12 protein-coding genes are annotated in these 13,348 nt (G+C 66.3%); 6 read left to right on the top strand and 6 right to left on the bottom strand.

The genetic code is table 11. The features are described from left to right. Window positions 1-126 precede the first annotated feature (126 nt). Window positions 127-1,038, top strand: a complete 912-nt coding sequence (locus MUN73_RS15895) for a helix-turn-helix transcriptional regulator (RefSeq protein WP_250141491.1) — start codon at window positions 127-129, stop codon at window positions 1,036-1,038. A 310-nt stretch (window positions 1,039-1,348) separates the two neighbouring features. Here MUN73_RS15895 and MUN73_RS15890 read toward each other — a convergent pair whose 3' ends face one another. Then, window positions 1,349-2,704: a S8 family peptidase gene (locus tag MUN73_RS15890; RefSeq protein ID WP_250141490.1), complete on the bottom strand. Its 1,356-nt coding sequence runs from the start codon at window positions 2,702-2,704 to the stop codon at window positions 1,349-1,351. A gap of 191 nt (window positions 2,705-2,895) precedes the next feature. On the opposite strand from MUN73_RS15890, the gene MUN73_RS15885 reads away from it, so the two are divergent. The 3 genes from MUN73_RS15885 to MUN73_RS15875 all read left to right on the top strand — a co-directional run bounded on the left by MUN73_RS15885 (window position 2,896) and on the right by MUN73_RS15875 (window position 4,937). After that, complete coding sequence (locus MUN73_RS15885) at window positions 2,896-3,177, top strand: MoaD/ThiS family protein (RefSeq protein ID WP_250141489.1); 282 nt, start codon at window positions 2,896-2,898, stop codon at window positions 3,175-3,177. A 69-nt stretch (window positions 3,178-3,246) separates the two neighbouring features. Continuing rightward, window positions 3,247-3,906 (top strand): HAD family hydrolase, encoded by a 660-nt coding sequence (locus tag MUN73_RS15880; RefSeq protein WP_250141488.1) that lies wholly within the window; start codon window positions 3,247-3,249, stop codon window positions 3,904-3,906. Between the two features lie 98 nt (window positions 3,907-4,004). Beyond that, on the top strand, window positions 4,005-4,937 hold the full coding sequence (locus MUN73_RS15875; RefSeq protein WP_250141487.1) for a DUF7983 family protein: 933 nt from the start codon (window positions 4,005-4,007) through the stop codon (window positions 4,935-4,937). Window positions 4,938-5,047: 110 nt separating this feature from the next. Here the strand turns inward: MUN73_RS15875 and MUN73_RS15870 are convergent, their stop codons facing one another. Then, entirely contained in the window at window positions 5,048-6,712 is a 1,665-nt protein-coding gene (locus MUN73_RS15870; RefSeq protein WP_250141486.1) for an aldehyde ferredoxin oxidoreductase C-terminal domain-containing protein, read from the bottom strand. Between the two features lie 133 nt (window positions 6,713-6,845). Continuing rightward, entirely contained in the window at window positions 6,846-8,741 is a 1,896-nt protein-coding gene (locus MUN73_RS15865) for a S9 family peptidase (RefSeq protein WP_250141485.1), read from the bottom strand. A 167-nt stretch (window positions 8,742-8,908) separates the two neighbouring features. Here MUN73_RS15865 and MUN73_RS15860 point away from each other — a divergent pair, with 167 nt between their 5' ends. Next, entirely contained in the window at window positions 8,909-9,523 is a 615-nt protein-coding gene (locus MUN73_RS15860) for a GNAT family N-acetyltransferase (protein WP_250141484.1), read from the top strand. An 80-nt stretch (window positions 9,524-9,603) separates the two neighbouring features. On the opposite strand, the gene MUN73_RS15855 is transcribed toward MUN73_RS15860, so the two are convergent. Beyond that, the gene (locus MUN73_RS15855; protein ID WP_250141483.1) at window positions 9,604-9,840 is read right to left on the bottom strand and encodes a DUF8142 family protein; all 237 of its coding nucleotides are present in this window, start codon (window positions 9,838-9,840) and stop codon (window positions 9,604-9,606) included. Window positions 9,841-10,011: 171 nt separating this feature from the next. Here MUN73_RS15855 and MUN73_RS15850 point away from each other — a divergent pair, with 171 nt between their 5' ends. Further along, a complete protein-coding gene (locus tag MUN73_RS15850) occupies window positions 10,012-11,694 on the top strand; it encodes an acyl-CoA mutase large subunit family protein (protein ID WP_250141482.1) in 1,683 nt (560 codons plus the stop codon). Between the two features lie 55 nt (window positions 11,695-11,749). Here the strand turns inward: MUN73_RS15850 and MUN73_RS15845 are convergent, their stop codons facing one another. Beyond that, window positions 11,750-12,196 carry an NUDIX hydrolase gene (locus tag MUN73_RS15845; protein WP_250141481.1) on the bottom strand — a complete coding sequence of 149 codons (447 nt, stop codon included), beginning with the start codon at window positions 12,194-12,196 and terminating at the stop codon, window positions 11,750-11,752. Between the two features lie 64 nt (window positions 12,197-12,260). Next, window positions 12,261-13,343 carry a Vms1/Ankzf1 family peptidyl-tRNA hydrolase gene (locus MUN73_RS15840; RefSeq protein ID WP_250141480.1) on the bottom strand — a complete coding sequence of 361 codons (1,083 nt, stop codon included), beginning with the start codon at window positions 13,341-13,343 and terminating at the stop codon, window positions 12,261-12,263. Between the last annotated feature and the right edge of the window lie 5 nt (window positions 13,344-13,348).

Below are 13,348 nucleotides of genomic sequence, written 5' to 3'. Positions count from 1 at the left end.
CGTTGGCCTCACCTATCGAACAGCGTTCGGCGGAGAGAGTACCGTTTCAGGGAGTGAGACGTCTTTCGGGGGATGTACAGGATAGAGTTACTACCATTGCCATCGCATCCCTAGCCAGAAAGTCACATGGTTCTCGATCGAGACGAACGGACCGCCGAGGATCGGCAGCCACCACCGGGGTCGCCGGTCTTCGAGGCCATCCTGGAAAACGAGCGGAATCGTCGGTATCTCGGCCAGCGCCTGGAGGACGCGGACAGTCGCGTCGACACGGATCTGCTCGGCGACATCGTCCGGCACGGCCCGGTCCTCGAAACACTGTTGGAGGAACCGCTCGATCGCAGAGAGATCGAAGCACGACTCGACGTCTCGCAGGCGACGAGCCACCGCTACACGCAGTGGCTCGACGAGCAGGGATTCGTCGAGAAAGTCGATGGCCGATTCGAGTTGACGTGGCGCGGCGAGGTCATCGCAGAGGAGGTACTCCGGTTCGAGACAAACGTACGGACCGCGCACAGACTAACCCCGCTTCTCGACGTCATCTGCGACGATCACCGGGAATTCGTCGTCGAACCGTTCGCGGATGCGACGATCACCGTTGCGGAACGGGATACTCCGTACAGTCCGGTCGAACGGTTCGTCTCGCTCGTCGACGAGTCGGAGTCGTTCCGGGGGTTCAACACGACGCATATGGCGCCGCTCGTTCTCGGCGAGTTCCACCGGCAGATATTCGAAGAAACCGACACCGAAATCATCTACCTGCCACACACCGTCGAGAAACTCCTCGAGTCGTATCCGGAGCGCGCCCGGGAAGCGATCGATCGCGGACACCTGGCCCTCAGGACGCGTGACGAACTGCCGTACGGCCTCGCTATCTTCGACGAATGCGTCGGAATCGGGGGGTACGACGAGAGCACTGGACTCATGCAGGTGATCGTCGATACGGATGCACCGATCGCGTGTGAGTGGGCGACCCGGGTCTATGCCTCGGTCAGGGCGGATTCCGAGCCACTCGACGAGCGGACGGATTCGATCCGGTGACGCGTTCTCGATGGACTAACTCGCCTGTTGGGGGGGCCTCCCGAGTCAGCAGCCGACGAGCGACAGTGATCGAGTACATCGTCGCTCGTCGCGGTCCATCGGCCGCTCGAGCGAACCGCTGACGGCGTCGCCAGTGCTTCGAGCAGGGACCGACGAACCAGGGCGATTGCCGCATCCCACGTCTGATCGGGTCGCCGGACGCTCTCGACGGCGTCCGAGATGAAGTCGCTATGGGACCGGCTGACGCCGTCCTGAGGCGTTCGAGGATCGTTCGACGCGACCGTGCGATCGTTTCTCGATCGGTGAGTCGCTACTCGACGTCCAGCGCGTCTTTCGCGTTGAGACGGCCAGCGCCCAGGTCGGGATCGCTGTTGCCGCTCACGAGGTCGGCACCCTGTTTGATGTACTTCTCGACCTGTTTCGCGGTCGTATCGGGGTACCGCTCCCGGACGAGGCCCACAGTGCCGGTGACCTGCGGCGCGGCCATCGACGTCCCGGCTTTCCAATCGTAGCCGTCTCCCGGGACTGTCGAGAGCACGAGGTTCGTCGGGAAGGGCCACTCCACCTCGTCCTCGTCTTCCGAGACGGTCTTCTCGAACGTCTCGTACCCACCGCCGGGAGCACCGACGTCGATCTCGTTGGTGCCGTAGTTGGAGTAGAACGTCCGCTCGTCGTTCGGGCCGGTCGCGCTGATGCTCGTCACGCCCGAGAGGCTGTTCGGGAGCGTGAAAGAGCCGCCCTGCTGGAGGTTCGCGTCGCTGTTTCCGGCGCTCCCGACGAGCAAGGTGCCCCGCGAGGTGACAGCCTGCGCGACGGGTTCCATCACGCGCCGGTACTGCTCGGCGTTGCCCTGCGGCGGGATCGGCGGCGTCCCGAGACTCATGTTCGCCGCGTCCGCGCCGACGTCTGCGGCGTACTCCATCGCGATGAGGATATCACCGAACGTCGCGCCGCCTTCCTCCCCGAAGACCCGTATGGAAACGAGCTCGGCGTCCGGTGCCGTACCGATCACGCCGACCTCGCCGGTCGCCGCCGTGATCCCGGCGACGTGGGTCCCGTGGTCGCCCGAGTCGCCGGTGTGGTCGCCGATCTCGCCCCCGATGATGGAGACGCTCGCGTCGGTGTTTACGTTCCCGAGGTCCTGGTGAGTGTGGTCGATGCCGGTGTCGATGATCGCCAGCCGTCGACCGTCTCCGGTGGCCCATCCCTGGGCCTCGTCGGCGGCCGTGACGCGTTTGTCCCACTGCTGGTCGAACAGCGCCGGCCAGTCGTCTTCGTCCGTGTCGTCCGAGCCGTCGTCGTGGCCCTTCGCCTTGCCCTTCCCTGGCCCGCTATCGTCGTCACCCACGTCGACGTCGGCCGACGCGGACAGTTCCGGTTCCTCGAGTTCGAACTCGAAGTCCGGAACTGCAGTCGAAACGTCGTCGATTCCCTCGAGGTCGTCACTGGCCTCCGGTTCACCGACGACGACGAGCACCTTCCCGTCGGCGAGGCTGTGTTCGACGGAATACCCGCGACGGCGAACCTGCCGCACGATACCGGTACTTCCCCGGACGAGATACTGCTGCTCGCCGTCCGCGGATACGAGGCCCGCGAACGTGAGCGTGAGCCCACCTGCACCGATCCCTTTCAGTAGCGTTCGTCGAGTCCGCGTGTTCTCCAGCATGAATTACACCCCGAGTGATGTTATAGGAGGTAATAACTGTTTTTGTGATTTGTAACTGGTTTGTGAGAAAAAGGCGGCCACTGATCCGTGCGATTCGTGAACGGAAGCAACAGTCCACGTCGGGTTCGAGTACCCGGGCGAGGCGAACCTGAACCGTCGGTTACAAGACGTATTGCGCGCTATTCCGACGTGTGCAAGTCGAATGCGTCTTTTTCGGCCCGTTCCGCGAGGCCGTCGGTGAGAAGACGGTCCAGTTCGGGACCGACGCCGAAACCGTCGGGGAACTGCTGACCGACCTCGAGACGGCGTACCCGTCGCTCGACGGGCGACTGGTCGCACCCGACGGCGAGGGACTGGTCGGGGAGACCGTCGTGACCAGGGACAAGAAAAACGTCACCCACCTGAATGGAGTCGAGACGCCCATCGAGAGCGAGTCCGTCATTCGGCTGGTTCCGTCCGTGTACGGCGGCTAGCCGGCCACCGTAGTCGCCGAGAGCGAATCGCCTATTCTTAAGAGTGTTGGCCGACGAGAACGAACCAGCATGCAGTACGACGCGGTCCTGTTCGACTTCGATGGGGTCGTCGTCGAGACCCCCTCGCGAGAGCGGCTCTCCGACGCGGTCGGACGCACCTACGACGCACTCGGCGCGTCGGGCCCGTCCCGCGAGACCCTGCTCGCGCTCGTCGCCGGTGACTTCGACTCGCTCACCGAACGGTGTCGCAGCCTCGGCATCGACACCGACGCGTTCTGTTCGCGGGCGGCGCGGGAACTCGTCCGAACGCAACGGGAGGCGATCGAGCGCGGCCTGCGATCGGTGTACGACGACGTCTCGACCGTGCGATCGCTCGACCACCCGCTCGGGATCGTCAGCGACAACCACCCGGGCGTCGTCTCGACGGTCCTCGATCGATTCGGACTCCGATCGCTGTTCGAGACCGTCCACGGCTGTCCCCTGACGCCGGACGGCCTCGCTCGCCGCAAACCCGATCCCCGGAACATCCACGCCGCGATGGACTCGCTGGACGCCGACGACGCGCTGTACGTCGGCGATCGGGCGGTCGACGTGCGGGCGGCCCACAACGCGGGGATCGATTCGGCACTGCTCGTGCGGGAGGACGAGGCCGGCGCGGGCGGTGCGGAGGCGACGTATCGACTCGACTCGCTCGCCGAACTGCCGCCGGTCGTCGCGGCGGACGAGTAACGTCCCGTCCGGAGAGTGGTGTCGTACCGTGGGAATCACCGGGAGGGCGTGGCAGGTTCGTGGGGCTGCTTTTTGACGACGCCCGGCGAAGGGTCGGTATGGACCAGGAATTCTGGACCGACCTGCGATCGACCGTCGAAGATCTCGATCCGGGGGCGGAACTGGTCACGCCGGTCTCCGAGCGCCGGTTCGAGGTCGACGCAGTCGACGCGGACCGGCTTACCGTTCGATTCACCGACAGCGGCGAGCGACAGCCCCTCTGGCGGGAGCAGTTCGGTGTCCTGGTCGATCGCCTCCCCGACGAGGCGATTCCCGTGGCCGACCTGCCGCCCCGGGTCGAGCCGTACGCTGCCGTCCTGACTCTCTCGGGAGCGTACACCGTGGTCGACGACGCGATCGTTCGCGATCCGGAGCGGGCCGTCGGCGGCGAGAGCCCGTACCTGCTCTCGGCGATCGAGGCGCGAACTGCGCCCGAGCGGGTCCACGACGACGCGCTGTTGCTGGCCGACTTCGTCGAGCGTCTCGAGGCCGACGCGGAGGACCCGGAGTCGCTCGACACCGACTCGCTGACCGACCTCTACGTGTTGCTCTCGGACGTCCAGCGGGGTACCGACCGGATGCGAACGACGGCGCGCGACGCGTTGCTCGATCGACTCGGGCCCGACCAGCGACTCGCGGGCCGGTTCGGTGCCGTTCGACGAACCACTCGCGAACGCCGCCGCCCGAAGGACGAGGAGACCGTCCTCGACGCGCTCGACGAACACGGCATCCCCCGCGAGTGGGTCCTCGGGATCGATCGCGACAAACTGGACGTCGTCCTGACCGTCACCGGCCTCTCGACCGCGGACGTCTACGACGTCACGGAGGACGTCTACGTCCAGAAGGTCGAGAGCGACGAGACCGAGAAGGGGACCCGACTGGAAGGGCTCGCGACGCGGATCGACGACCTCCAGGACGAGGCGAGCGACGAACTGTACGCGGAACTGTCGGCGATCGAGGATCGGCTCGAGGAGGCGCTCTCGGCGGGCTAGCGACGCCGGACCGGCCGGTCCGATCGCGTCATACGGATTGCTGTAACTACTTACCGCCGATCACCAGAACGGGGTCGGTGATCGACGGTAATTGACTACAGCAGTCCGTATCAGTCGGCCGACGGCACGGCCGTCTCGATCGTTTCGTCGGGCACGATCCCGTCGTCCCAGCCCCGGGCGTCGTAGTACTCCTCGATCGCGTCCTCGAGATCTGGAATCTCGTAGGGGAGTCGATCGTCGGCGCGATCGAACCCGCGCTGGTTGTTGAAGTGGCGCTCGAGGCGGACGGTCGCCGCGCCGACGGCCATGAGGTCGTCGTAGTCGGCGTCGAAGAGCGTCTCGAGGCGCTCGTCGGTGACGTAGTCGCTCCCGAACGCACAGACGATACCGGTGTCCCGGAACGCGGAGGCGTTCTCCTCCTCGACGAGGGTCTCGGCCTTCCCGAGGGTGCCCTCCGGGTCGAGTTCGCCGCTGTACTCGAGGCTCAACATTCCGGCGTACATGTGATCTCCGCCGCGGTTCGCCACTGCATAGGACAGGCCCTGGCCGTGGAGGACGCGGCCGTCGTGGGCCGCGAACTCCATCCCCTTGACGGTGTAGTTGTCGACGCCGAGGTCGTCGTGGCACCGATCGACGCCCGCCGCGAGCACGTCGCCGATCCCCTCTCGATAGGCGATCTTCTCGGTCACCTCCTGGGCGAGGGCCGCGTTGCCGAACTCGTCCTCGCTGTCGAGGTAGGCCGCGACGGTGACGCCGGCCGAGATTGTGTCCATCCCGAGCGTGTCGCAGAGTTCGTTCCCTCTCATCACGTCGACGATGTCCCCCACACCCTGGCAGGAGCCGAACGAATAGACGGTCTCGAACTCGGGCCCTTCGGTCTCGACGCCCGTCTCCTCGTCCCGCGTCGGCAGTTTGCAGGCGTACGCGCAGGCCGAGCACGCCCCTTTCTTGTACTTTTTCTCCTCGACGGCGTCGCCGCCGATGTCCGCGACGTGTTCGAACTCGTACTCCCGGAAGTAGCGGGTGGGCAGCGAGAAGTTGTCGTTGATGAACTCCGTGCCGCCCGTCGTTCCCTGCCGGCGCATCAGGTCGTCCGACTGGGCCGCTTCCCGGTGGATGTCCATCTCCGGCGGGTCCGGAATCTCGACCGGCGGCGCCGCGTCGCCCTCGAATGTGACGCACTTGACGTTCTTCGCGCCCAGCACCGCACCCAGGCCGCCGCGGCCGAACGCACGCGAGTCGAACGTCATCACCGAGGCGAAGCGGACGCGGTTCTCCCCCGCGGGCCCGATCGCGATGCAGTGTTCGGGCCCGAGGCCGTGCCGGTCGTCCATGTAGTCGGACGTTTCGGGCACCGTTGCCCCCTCGAGTTCCGGTACTTCCTCGAACGACACTCCGTCGTCTCGGACGTGCACCGCGAGCAACTCGTCGCTCTCGCCGACCAGTTCGAGGACGCTGATCCCGGTGCCGACGAAGTTCCGCGAGAGGTAGCCCCCGGCGTTGGTCGAGACGAGGCCGTCGGTCAGCGGCGACAGCCCCGTCATGTTCATCCGACCGGTGAAGGACATCTGGGACTGCTGGAGCGGGCCCGTCGACAGGTACGCCCGGTTGTCCGGGTCGAACGGGTCGGCGTCGAACGGGATCCGCTCGTGTGCGAGCGCCGTCGCGGCCGCTCGCCCGCCGACGTAGGTTTCGAGCAACTCGTCGATCGTCGTCTCGGTCGCGGTCCGCTCACCGACGTCGACGGTGAGCAGTGGTCCCTTCGCGTGACGCATTTCGTCCCACAGATGGGTCTCCCGTCTCTTAGCTCTGTGCGTCGGCGACGGTGGCGTGACCGATCGCGACCCGTCTCGCGGGCCGATCGCGATCCGGACACTGCGTGAACGGAGTGAGCCCGGACGGTCGCGCTTACTCGCCTTCGGGACGATCCGGCACGCGCCGATCGAGGAATTCACCGAGTTGCCGGAACATGCGAAGCTTCTGGTCCTGGTCGGTCGAGGCGTGTCCTTCCTCGCCGAGTTCCCGGTACTCGAAGTCGCCGTTCGGACCCCGCTCGTAGCCGGCGTCCTCGAGCGCGTCGCGGAAGCGCCGGGCCTGCGAGATCGGGACGCGCCGATCGGAGACGCCGTGGACGATCAGCAGCGGGGCCGAGAGGTTCTCGACGTGTGTAATCGGCGATCGCTCCGCGTAGAGATCGGGGTTCTCGTCGGGCGTCCCGAGGTACTTCTCCATGAGTTCGGTACGGAAGTGGGGCATCGTGTTCTCGTACATGTCCTCGAGGTCGGTGACGCCGATCCAGGCGATCCCCGCGTCGTAGAGGTCCGGGTACTGCACGAGTTGCCAGTACGCCGAGTAGCCGCCGTAGGAGCCGCCGAAGACGACCACGCGATCGTCGTCGAGCCAGTCGCGGGTCTCGAGGACGTGTTCGACGGCAGTCGCCACGTCGCCCTGTTCCGCACCACCCCAGTCGTCGATCAGCCGTTCGACGAACTCGCGGCCGCGCCCCGTCGAGCCGCGGTAGTTGACCTGCAGGACCGAGAAGCCCTGCGAGACCAGCACCTGCGTGTAGAGGTCGAACGACTTGTCGTCACGAGCACGCGGCCCGCCGTGGGGATTCACGACGAGCGGCGAGGGTCGCTCGCCAGAGTCGTACAGGAGCGCGCCGATCTCGAGTTCTTCGGAGGGGGCGTGGTCGACGGCCCTGGCCGGCGTCTCCGGGACGCCGTCGGATCGGAACCGGACGAACTCCGCGTCGGCGAAGTCCGCGGGTTCGAACGGGCCGTACTCGGCTTCGAGCAGCGTCTCGTACTCGTCCGTCTCGAGGTCGTAGAGGAGCAGTTCCGGTCGACGCGTCGGCGTCGTGTGCTGCAGGAGCAGCCGATCGCCGGCGACGGCGTACTCGGACGGCCCCATCGGGGGCAGCGACGTGACCCCCTCGGGGAGGTCCAGTTCGCGTTCCTCGCCGGTCGCCACGTCGTAGACGATCGGCACTGCGAGGGGGCCGCGGGTTCGGACCGCGAGAATCTCCTCGCCGCCCGAGAGAAACGAAACCGGCCGTTCCTCGTACTCGCCGACGCCGTACCAGGTGATCGCCCCGGAATCGTCGGTCGCAGTGTCGTACACGCCGACTCGCCCGAGGTCCTCGGTGTTGTCCGCGACCAGCAATCGCGACCCGTTGGGGCCCCAGTCGACGGGGACTGCCTCGGCACCGACCGCGCCGATCTCGAGGTTCCGGGGGTCGGAGCCGTCCGCGTTCGCGACGTAGACGTCGCGGTTGTCGAAGTCGTCGGTCTCGTTGGTCGCGTAGGCGATCCGATCGCCCGTCGGGGCCTCGATCGCTCCCCAGACGGCCCGATCGTAGTCGGTGAGCTTCGTCGCCCCGCCGCCGAAGACCTGACGATACACGTTCATCTGGCCGTCGCGGGTCGAACCGAACAGGAGCGACTCGCCGTCGGGAGCGACGTCGGACACGACGTTCTGGCCGCCCATCTCGACGATCGGTTCGACCGCGCCGTCGCGGGAGAGCGCGTAGATGTCGTTCTGTTCGTCGCCGGCCTCGTCGCGGTGGAAGAACACGCGGTCCCCGTCGTGGTCCCACTGGACGAACCAGCGGGCGTTTCGCGGCACCTCGCCGTCGGACCACCGCGTCCGCTCGCCGGTCTCGACGTCGATCACGTGCAGTTCGTTTCGCCCGGTGACGTCGTAGTAGCAGGCGACTTCTTCGCCGGCCGGCGAGACGGTCGGGTGTGCGATCGTCGGGAGATTCGCCAGCGCTTCGAGCGGATCGTCGATCGATCGTGACATAGGGTCCCTCTCTGCGTAGAGACATGTAAATTTTCTACCACCGGAAATCGATCGGGAGAAGACCCCGGGCTCGGGACCCCCGTCGTGAGCCCCTGCCTCGCGATCGAGACGGCTCGATCGGTGGACCCCCACAAATGCTTTTGGCCACAGGTCCCCTACGTCGAATCATGTACGTGCGGGACGCGAAAAACAGAGAAGAAGTGTGGCTTCTCGATCACATCGAGTCGATGGAGCTCGACGACACGGCGTTCCGCTCGCGAGACTACGTCATCGCCGTCGACGAGACCTCCGGAGAGAAAGCCGGGTTCGGCCGCATCCGCATCCACAAACTCGACGACTCGTCGGCGGACCACGATCGAGAGGACCGTCAGGACGCGGTCTGTGAACTGACCAGCATTGGCGTCCTCGAAGGCTGGCGAAACCAGGGCGTCGGCGCCCACGTCGTCGAGCGCCTCCTCGAGTACGCGGGCGACGAGGGGTTCGAGCGGGTCTACGCGCTGACCGGCGAGAGCGCCTACCTCGCCCAGTTCGGCTTCCGGCGGATCGAGGAGTCGCAGTTACCTGCCGCGCTCAGGGATCGCCTGTCGGCCAAACGCGATCGGACGGATCCCGAAGCGGTTCCGCTCGCGATCGAGATCGATCGGTTCCGGATGCCCGATCGACTGCGCGAGGCGTTCAAACGCGCCCCCGAGCAACGCGAGGAGGGGTCGGACGAGGAGTCCGCCGAGGACTTCGGGATCGATCCGGAGAGTGCGACGTACAAGTACGATACGGGCCGGTAGCTGACGAGACGGGTCGGTGACCGGCGACGAGAGACGACACTCGCCCGGACGAGGATCGGGACGACGAGCGGATCGCGGGCTCAGGTGTTCGGCCCCGGCGGCCCCTCGTGGAAGCCGTACCGGACGGCGACCCAGCCGATCGCCGTGATAGCCAGGATCGGGGGCAGGATCATGAACGCCCAGAGGGGATCGAGCCCCCACCACAGGAGCACCAGGACGTTCGCCAGTCCGAGCGCCAGGAACGGGGCGACGGAGGCGGCGGCCCGACGGCGGTCTCCCCCGTCGCGATCGCCGGGCCGCGGCACGGACGACTCCATGGGCGACCATCGACGGGTCGGGACAAAAACGCCAGTATCGATCGCAGTGAGTGTCCGGTGTGAGCGGCTTTCGGCCGCAGACGACGGTCACCGATCGACGACGGACAACGGTGCGACCGACCCACACGAGTTCATCAAGCTTGAAGCCCCACCCGAGCCTCGATAATCATAATGTTCGATTCCGACGAACTCGAGGAGATCCGTGCCAGCAAGGCGGAGTGGCACGAGGAGGAGGTCCAGCCGGTGCTCGATCGGTTCGGCGAGCGCCAGGAGACGTTTACCACGGACACGGGGGGACAGGAGGTCGATCGGCTCTACACGCCGGCCGACGTCGCCGACCTCGATTACGAGGAGGACCTGGGCAATCCGGGCGAGCCGCCGTACACGCGCGGGGTCTACTCGACTGGCTACCGCGGCCGGCTGTGGACGATGCGTCAGTACGCCGGATTCTCGACGCCGGAGGACACCAACGAGCGGTACCACTACCTGCTCGACCAGGGCCAGACCGGGCTCTCGATGGCGTTCGACCTGCCGACCCAGATGGGGTACGATTCGGACGACGACATGGCCGCCGGGGAGATCGGCAAGGCCGGCGTCGCGATCGACTCCCTGGACGACATGGAAACCGTCTTCGACGGTATCCCGCTCGACGAGGTCTCGACCTCGATGACGATCAACGCGCCCGCCTCCGTCCTGCTGGCGATGTACATCGCCGTCGGCGACCAGCAGGGCGTCGATCGCGAGGAACTCCGCGGGACGATCCAGAACGACCTCCTGAAGGAGTACATCGCCCGCAACACCTACATCTACCCGCCGGAGCCGTCGATGCGGATCATCACGGACATCTTCGAGTTCTGCGCGGAGGAGACGCCGAAGTTCAACACGATCTCGATCTCCGGCTACCACATCCGCGAGGCCGGGTCGACGGCCGCACAGGAACTCGCGTTCACGCTGGGTAACGGCATCGAGTACGTCCAGGCGGCGATCGACGCCGGCCTCGACGTCGACGAGTTCGCGCCGCAGCTCTCCTTCTTCTTCAACGGCCACAACAACATCTTCGAGGAGGTCGCCAAGTTCCGCGCCGCCCGGCGGATGTGGCACGACATCATGGAGGAGCGCTTCGACGCCCAGAACCCGAAGTCCAAGCAACTCAAGTTCCACACCCAGACCGCGGGCTCGATGCTCACCGCCCAGCAGATCGAGAACAACGTCGTCCGCGTCGCCTACCAGGCGCTGGCGGCGGTGCTCGGCGGCACTCAGAGCCTCCACACCAACGGCAAGGACGAGGCCCTCGCACTCCCGACCGAGGAGTCCGTCCGGACCGCGCTCCGCACCCAGCAGATCCTGGCTCACGAGTCCGGTGCGGCCGACACGATCGATCCCCTCGCGGGGAGTTACTACGTCGAGTCGCTCACCGACGAGGTCGAGGCCGAGGCCTACGACATTCTCGACGAGGTCGAGGAGCGCGGCGGGATGCTCGACGCCGTCGAACAGCAGTGGGTCCAGCGCCAGATCCAGGACACGGCCTTCGATCGCCAGCGGGAGATCGAGGAGAAAGAACGAATCATCGTCGGCGTCAACGAGTTCGAGGTGGACGAGGATCCCGAGATGGACGTCGAAGAAGTGACCGAGGAGGACCAAAAGCGCCAGATCGACAGCCTCGAGTCGACCCGCGAGGAGCGCGACGACGAGGCCGTCGACGCGACACTCGAGGCCCTGCGCGAGGCCGCCCGCAGCGAGGAGAACCTGATGCCGTACATCATCGACGCGGTGAAGGTCTACGCCACCGTCGGCGAGATCTGCAACGTCCTGCGCGACGAGTTCGGCGAGTACCAGCCCGGCAGCGCAGTGTAGAGACGGTCCGGTTTCCGCTCGGACGCTCTCGGCAGATCGATCGGTTCCGGATCGATCACACCGGTGACGCCGATCGTTCGACGAGATGGAGATAGTCGTCGAGTGCCAGCGCGAACTCGCGGCTCGACCGCAGATCGATCCACGAGTACTCGAACGTCGATCCCCGTTCCTCGCCGTCGCCGGTGACGAGGTGGGTCCAGCCGTCCCGATCGTCGTCCACCGTCGCGTGGAAGAAGTGCCGGTTGTATCTCTTCGGCGGCCGATGCCGGCGGGTCCAGACGTCGCTCGTGACGTGGCGAATCGATCGAAGCGTGCTGAGTCCGCTCTCCTCCTCGACCTCACGTTCCAGTGCCGCCCGCGGGACCTCGTCGGTCTCGATCGTGCCTTTCGGAACCTGCAGATCGTCGTGTCCGGGGCCGTCGAACACGAGCAACTCGTCCCGGCCACGAGTGATGTACGCACAGACTTTGTCGACGTACGTGACGTCGGATTCGCTTCTCATACTCACTAGCCGCCGTTCGGTTGGAAAACACTTGGCCCAAATCAGGAGGGGGAGCCGATCGTCCTCACTCGATCGGGAACCGCAACAGCGCCCCGACGCCGTCGAACGCGTCGGCGAACCTGTCGCCATCGGCGAAGTCGTCCGGAACGACGACCGTTTCGCCGCCCTGTTCGTCGGCGCGATCGCCGAGTTCGCGGAACGACCGCCCGTCCAGCGTAGTCGAGAGCAAGAGCGTCTCGACGGCGTCGTACTCGAGCGCGTCGTCGACCTCCTCGCGGCCGTAGGCGATCGGTTCTTCGTCGTCGCGAATCCCCGCGAAGAACCGATCGAGGTGCTCGCGTGGTTCGTCGCGTTCGCGATCGTCGAGGTGTTCCCGGCCCTTTTCGGCGAGTTCTCGCAGCCCCTGTTCGGTCGCGTACTCGATCGCGAATTCGGTATCGACGAGTCGGTCTGCGAGACGATGATCGAGGTCGGCTTCGTCGCGGAACGCCTCGATCGTGCCGATGGTCCCGCCGAGCAGGACGCTGTCGACGGGGTCGTCGCCGAGGAACGACTGCGCGGCGCGCTCGGCGACGGTGTCGAAGAAGTCGCGTTTCTGCCGTTCGCGATCGCGCTCGAACCGCTCGGCCGACTGGCCGCCGGCGCTCGATTTCCCGGGGACGTCGCTGTCGAAGCTGTCGATCACCTCGACGCCCTCGTCGTCCAGTCGGCCGAGCGCCGCCCCGCCGCGCTCGACGACGAGCAGGCCGTGCGTCGAGGACGGTTCCGTCACCTCGGCCAGCGGGTCGAGGTCGAACTCGTTCGCGTGCTCGTAGGTCGACTGGGCGATCGGCGCCGGCGGATCGTCGAAGACGGCCGTCACGAGGTCGTCGTCGGGGACGCCGGCGTAGATCGCGAGCCCGTTCTCGGGGAGTTCGTCGTACTCGTTGAGTTCGCTGCGGACGGTTTCGAGGGCGTCGACGAGCTGTCTGGGGTCGGACCGCTCGTCGAGCTGGGTCGCCTCGGCGTAGTCGGTTTCGACCGGCTGGCGCGCCTCGCCGATCGATGCCTCGGGCGTGACGGCCCTGCTGACGAGGACGTCGCGGTCGGCCGTGACGTCGGCCAATCGATCGATTCGATCGTAGAGTTCGTAGTCGTCGGTTGCCATTGTCT

Origin of the sequence: Halosolutus amylolyticus, from assembly GCF_023566055.1 — an archaeon.
Taxonomy (GTDB): domain Archaea; phylum Halobacteriota; class Halobacteria; order Halobacteriales; family Natrialbaceae; genus Halosolutus; species Halosolutus amylolyticus.
This window is presented reverse-complemented; position numbering and strand designations above follow the sequence as displayed.

Excerpts from the sequence above, each read along its gene's own strand:
- MUN73_RS15895 (WP_250141491.1), top strand. The coding sequence starts at position 127 with ATGGTTCTCGATCGAGACGAACGGACCGCCGAGGATCGGCAGCCACCA.
- MUN73_RS15890 (WP_250141490.1), bottom strand. The coding sequence starts at position 2,704 with ATGCTGGAGAACACGCGGACTCGACGAACGCTACTGAAAGGGATCGGT.
- MUN73_RS15880 (WP_250141488.1), top strand. The coding sequence starts at position 3,247 with ATGCAGTACGACGCGGTCCTGTTCGACTTCGATGGGGTCGTCGTCGAG.
- MUN73_RS15875 (WP_250141487.1), top strand. The coding sequence starts at position 4,005 with ATGGACCAGGAATTCTGGACCGACCTGCGATCGACCGTCGAAGATCTC.
- MUN73_RS15870 (WP_250141486.1), bottom strand. The coding sequence starts at position 6,712 with ATGCGTCACGCGAAGGGACCACTGCTCACCGTCGACGTCGGTGAGCGG.
- MUN73_RS15865 (WP_250141485.1), bottom strand. The coding sequence starts at position 8,741 with ATGTCACGATCGATCGACGATCCGCTCGAAGCGCTGGCGAATCTCCCG.
- MUN73_RS15860 (WP_250141484.1), top strand. The coding sequence starts at position 8,909 with ATGTACGTGCGGGACGCGAAAAACAGAGAAGAAGTGTGGCTTCTCGAT.
- MUN73_RS15855 (WP_250141483.1), bottom strand. The coding sequence starts at position 9,840 with ATGGAGTCGTCCGTGCCGCGGCCCGGCGATCGCGACGGGGGAGACCGC.
- MUN73_RS15850 (WP_250141482.1), top strand. The coding sequence starts at position 10,012 with ATGTTCGATTCCGACGAACTCGAGGAGATCCGTGCCAGCAAGGCGGAG.
- MUN73_RS15845 (WP_250141481.1), bottom strand. The coding sequence starts at position 12,196 with ATGAGAAGCGAATCCGACGTCACGTACGTCGACAAAGTCTGTGCGTAC.
- MUN73_RS15840 (WP_250141480.1), bottom strand. The coding sequence starts at position 13,343 with ATGGCAACCGACGACTACGAACTCTACGATCGAATCGATCGATTGGCC.